The organism is Pontibacillus yanchengensis Y32, from assembly GCF_000770635.1.
Taxonomy (GTDB): Bacteria; Bacillota; Bacilli; order Bacillales; family BH030062; genus Pontibacillus; species Pontibacillus yanchengensis.
In genome coordinates, this window is the sequence record NZ_AVBF01000116.1 from 1 (window position 1) to 4,904 (window position 4,904).

The 4,904-nt window shown below is 38.3% G+C and carries 4 protein-coding genes and 1 riboswitch; all 4 genes read left to right on the plus strand.

Annotated features, from left to right (window positions below):
* The first annotated feature begins 152 nt into the window (after positions 1-152).
* The 4 genes from yunB (at position 153) to N782_RS21200 (ending at position 4,790) form a co-directional block, all read left to right on the plus strand.
* A complete protein-coding gene (yunB, locus tag N782_RS20235; RefSeq protein ID WP_052111476.1) occupies positions 153-935 on the plus strand; it encodes a sporulation protein YunB in 783 nt (260 codons plus the stop codon).
* Between the two features lie 61 nt (positions 936-996).
* A riboswitch (Lysine riboswitch) is annotated at positions 997-1,180 on the plus strand.
* 220 nt (positions 1,181-1,400) lie between these two features.
* On the plus strand, positions 1,401-2,951 hold the full coding sequence (locus N782_RS20240) for a Na+/H+ antiporter NhaC family protein (RefSeq protein ID WP_036824807.1): 1,551 nt from the start codon (positions 1,401-1,403) through the stop codon (positions 2,949-2,951).
* A 226-nt stretch (positions 2,952-3,177) separates the two neighbouring features.
* The gene (locus tag N782_RS20245) at positions 3,178-4,692 is read left to right on the plus strand and encodes a sodium-dependent transporter (RefSeq protein ID WP_036824808.1); all 1,515 of its coding nucleotides are present in this window, start codon (positions 3,178-3,180) and stop codon (positions 4,690-4,692) included.
* Positions 4,692-4,790, plus strand: coding sequence for a methionine/alanine import family NSS transporter small subunit (locus N782_RS21200; protein ID WP_084103181.1), 99 nt, complete (start codon positions 4,692-4,694; stop codon positions 4,788-4,790). Before N782_RS20245 ends, N782_RS21200 begins: the two co-directional genes overlap by 1 nt.
* Positions 4,791-4,904 lie beyond the last annotated feature (114 nt).

The following is a 4,904-nucleotide window of genomic DNA, read 5'->3' on the forward strand; positions in this document are numbered from 1 at the left end:
TATTCCAGATTATGCTTCTTATCTTGAATAAGGCTATTTTAATTAGTTATTTCCAAAAGAAACCCTAACCTTTATCAGAGCCAATAATAAAAATTGAAAAACTAGCAACCCCTGTCCTGTTTGTGCATATGTTTTAGGTGAGGGGGTTTTTTATGAAAAAATATAAACCACATCAAAAAGCAATGGCGCCGCCTCCACCAGGACAAATTGCATTTATTACCTTACTATTTTTTATTGTTAGTACGTTCGGAAGTTTATGGTTTATCAATAGAAGCATTGAGCCAAAGATAATGGAAATAGCGCAACTTAAAACAGAACAACTTGCAAGGGACGCCATTATCGAAGCCGTAAATAAAAAAGTAGCGGAAGATTTAAATCCTAAGGATATGATTATCTTAGAAAAAGATAATGAAGGTAACACCACGTTTGTTACATGGAATTCATCCGCGATAAATAAAGTCCAACGGGACACATACTTTAGAGTAAATCAATACTTAAAGCGATTAGAGGAAGAAGGAGACCGTGTTGATTCTTCATTAGATATTGATATTGACCAAGAAGAAGATGAAACACAGGAAGAAGTGAAAGACAAACCAACCATCGCTTATATTCCTTTAGGTCAGGCCACCAATAATACGATTCTTGCAAACCTTGGACCAAAAATTCCAGTTCATTTTCAAACCATTGGGGATGTTGAATCCAACGTTGTTAATACATTCCGGGAATGGGGAATAAATAATTTAGTCTTTGAAGTGAAGGTAAATGTACGGGTTAGACTTCAAATCGTCCTACCATTTTCAACAGAACTAGTACCAGTTAATACAGATATTCTTGTTACGCAAGGATCCATCCAAGGGAAAGTACCATATTTTAATGGTGGCGGTGGAGAAGGGACAAATCCTTCTATAGAAATTCCGTCTAGTCCCTTGCCATAATCTAAAAATCTTGATATGATATTAAACGTCTTAAAATTGAATTTGCCAAACCTTATCATATCGATGAGGTAGAGGTGCATTTAGTATTAGTAACCCTTTGGAGAATGACAACGTTGATAAAGGGTGAAAGGGCTACTTGCCGAAGTGTGAAAAAACGTCATTTTTTTTACGCTGGTATGTTCTTGAATAAGGAATATACTGTCATGCAAACCGAACGTTGGATTGCATGATGCGCTACTGATCGAGATGGAGGATAACGATATTATTTGCTACTTACAAAGCAGGTAATGATAGGTTATTTACTCTATCATTGCCTGCTTTTTGTATTTTCCTCGCATTTCTTCGATGAACACATAGAATTGGTCTATGTATGAAAACAGTACTAGCATCTTGAGATCCATCGTTCCTTTCCTTCAAAAAAAGAGTCAACGAAGGAAGACATCAAAACAAACCGGAGGGACAACGATGGAAGGAACGATTTATTCACTCATACCACCACTTATCATGTTGGTTCTTGTACTGCTAACAAGACAAGTGCTTCTATCCTTGGGCGCAGGGATTGTTGTAGGAGCATTTATGCTTCATAACTTCTCATTAGGAGCATCACTATCTGAAATATGGTCTACATTCTATACTATTTTTTACTCTGATGGTGCTATCCAATGGGGAAGTCTTTACCTACTATCCTTTTTACTTTTATTAGGGATTACAACAGCATTTATGACTGCTTCAGGCGGAAGTAAAGCTTTTGGAGAATGGGCTATCAATCGTATTCGGACGCGTAAAGGCGCTCAATTTATGCCAGCGATTCTCGGTATTATCATTTTCATTGATGATTATTTTAACAGTTTGGCTATTGGTCAGGTTGCGCGCCCATTAACAGATCAATATAAAGTGTCTCGGGCAAAATTGGCTTATATCATTGATTCAACGTCAGCTCCAGTAACAGTAATATCACCGATTTCAAGTTGGGGTGCGTTTATCATTGGAACAATTGGTGGGATTATATCCACAGAAGGTCTGGCTGAGCTTGGAGAATTAGAGGCCTTTATGAAGATGATTCCTCTAAACTTCTATGTATTTGCAGCCATTTTACTAGTGTTTTTAACTGTACTATTTAAATTTGATATCGGTTCAATGAAAAAGCATGAACAACGTGCTGAAACAACTGGGGAATTAGTTACAAAAGGGAAAGAAGTACCTGGAGATTTAGATAGTGAGTTTGTTGAACATTCGAACGGAAAGGTTCTTCATTTACTAGGTCCAATCATTGCTCTATTAGTTGCTACTGTTACGGCTATGGTTATTACAGGGATACAGGGAAGTGAAGGAGATGTAACGTTACTTTCTATCTTTGCTTCAACTAATGTAAACAAATCACTATTCTTTGGTGGATTGTTTGCTGTGTTGACTGGTTTGATTCTTTATCTAGCTCAGAATAAGCCAAAATCATCTACATCAAGAGTATTCCTTGAAGGAATTAAGGCTATGTTACCTGCAATCTATATTCTAGTATTAGCTTGGATGATTGGAACAATTGTAGGCGACGGTGGTCTTGCTACAGGAGGCTATTTAGCTGAAGTTGTCGAAAAAGCATCGATAACGGCATCATACCTACCATTCCTTATCTTCCTTGTTGCTGGAATCATGGCATTTGCCACAGGAACGTCGTGGGGAACGTTTGGTATCATGCTACCGATAGCAGGCGAGATAGCAGTGAATACGGATGCTGCGATGTTCTTACCATCCTTAGCAGCGGTGTTAGCAGGAAGTGTGTTTGGAGATCACTGTTCACCAATTTCAGATACGTCTATTCTGTCTTCAACAGGTGCTGGTTCTAATCATATTGATCACGTTATGACACAGCTACCTTATGCCTTTATCTCAGCTTTAGCTGCAGCAGTTGGGTATTTATTATATGGATTGACGACAAACACGTTTATCTCATTACTAGTGACGATTGTTATTGTGTTTATTATCGCCTTTTCTTTTAAGCCAAAACAACAGAATGCTTAGGAAAAAATGAGACCAGAGCCGGATAATCGGTTCTGGTCTTTTTTTCCTATTTTTTAAATTACTGAAAATTTGCGAAACTGCTTTACATTCTTTTATGGGCTGGTTATAATACAAGCAACTGATAGAAAGAAAAGTCAGAATAAAGAAAAGAATTAGAACATTCTCTTATTGGTTCAAGCATATGATTGAATCACGAAAGGGAAAAAGAGTGAAGGGGGATTTTTTTATGTCACAACGTTCGCAATGGGGTACGAGAGCTGGATTTATTCTAGCTGCAGTAGGATCGGCTATCGGTCTAGGGAATATATGGCGATTCCCGTATGTTGCTTACGATAACGGTGGGGGAGCATTCTTTCTACCTTATCTCATCGCATTATTTACAGCAGGTATCCCGATTCTAATCATGGAATTCATTATGGGCCATAAGTATGGTGGTTCATCTCCACTAACATTCTCAAGACTGAATAAAAAGTCAGAGTATGTTGGGTGGCTTCAAGTCTTTATATCATTTGGTATTTCTACGTATTACGCAGTTATTATTGCTTGGGCACTTGCTTATTCGGTTTACTCCTTCAACTTATCGTGGGGAGAGAATACAGGTGAATTTTTAATGGGAAGTTACCTTCAAGCAGGTGAAGTAGGATCTGTTGGTGGCATTGTTCCGAGTGTATTCATACCTCTTGTTATTGTATGGGCAGTTGTACTAGCTGTTTTATTTAAAGGGGTTAAAAAGGGAATTGAAGCAGCAAACAAAATTTTCATTCCCGCATTAGTGGTCTTATTCTTAATTATTGTTCTTAGAGCAGTCACATTGGAAGGTGCAGCACAAGGTCTTAACGCATTCTTTGCACCAGATTGGTCCCAACTAGGAGATCCTAGCGTATGGACAGCAGCTTATACGCAAATTTTCTTTAGTTTATCTATTTGTTTCGCTATTATGATTACGTATTCTAGTTATTTACCGAAGAAGTCAGACCTTACGAACAATGCATTCATTACTGGTTTAAGTAACTCAGGCTTTGAATTGCTTGCAGGTATCGGAGTATTTAGTGCAATTGGATTCGTAGCAGCTTCCACAGGTAATGGAATTGATGACTTTGCGGCAGATGGTGTAGGTCTTGCCTTCGCAATCTTCCCGCAAATTATTAACCAAATGCCTTTCTTGAATGGATTGTTTGGATTCATGTTCTTTGCATCCTTAGTGCTTGCAGGACTGTCCTCACTTATTTCCATCAGTGAGACTTATATTGCTGCGTTCCAAGAGAAATTTAGTATTTCCAGAACCAAAGCCGTTGCATTTGGTGGAGGTTTATCAGCATTAATTTCTATCCTGTATGCTACAAAAGGTGGCGTACACATCCTAACTGCAGTTGACCGTTATGTATTGACAGTAGGAGTAGGCTTAAGCGGATTAATTGAGGTTATCTTATTAGCTTGGGTAATACGAAAAGTAAAAGACCTTCAAGATCATGCCAATGGTCTATCTCAAATTCGTCTAGGGTCATGGTGGACGATTTGCTTGACTGTTATTACACCAATTTTATTAGGTTATATGATGATTGCATCACTGTATAGTGAATTCACGGCTCCATATGTAGATGGATATCCACTTTCATTAGTAGGACCTTGGGGAATGGGAGCATTAGGATTAGTTATTGTAGCAGCTGCCATCTTCACTAAACTGAAATGGAAAGAAGGAGCTAATCATTCAGCTAACTCAAACAAGGGGGTAAGTAGCTAATGGAAGCAAGTGCAATTATTATGATGATTATTAGTATGGTATTGATTTGGGGAGGATTGGCTGCAAGTATTGCCAATGCGATAAAATCTTCTAAATAATAATGGAAGGATTGGATCTTAGTAATCCAATCCTTTTTCTTTATCGTGTTGCCTTTATCTCCTGCGGCTCAGTCCAGCATATACGTCGCTACCCGGGCGCTTGCGCTTTTGTTC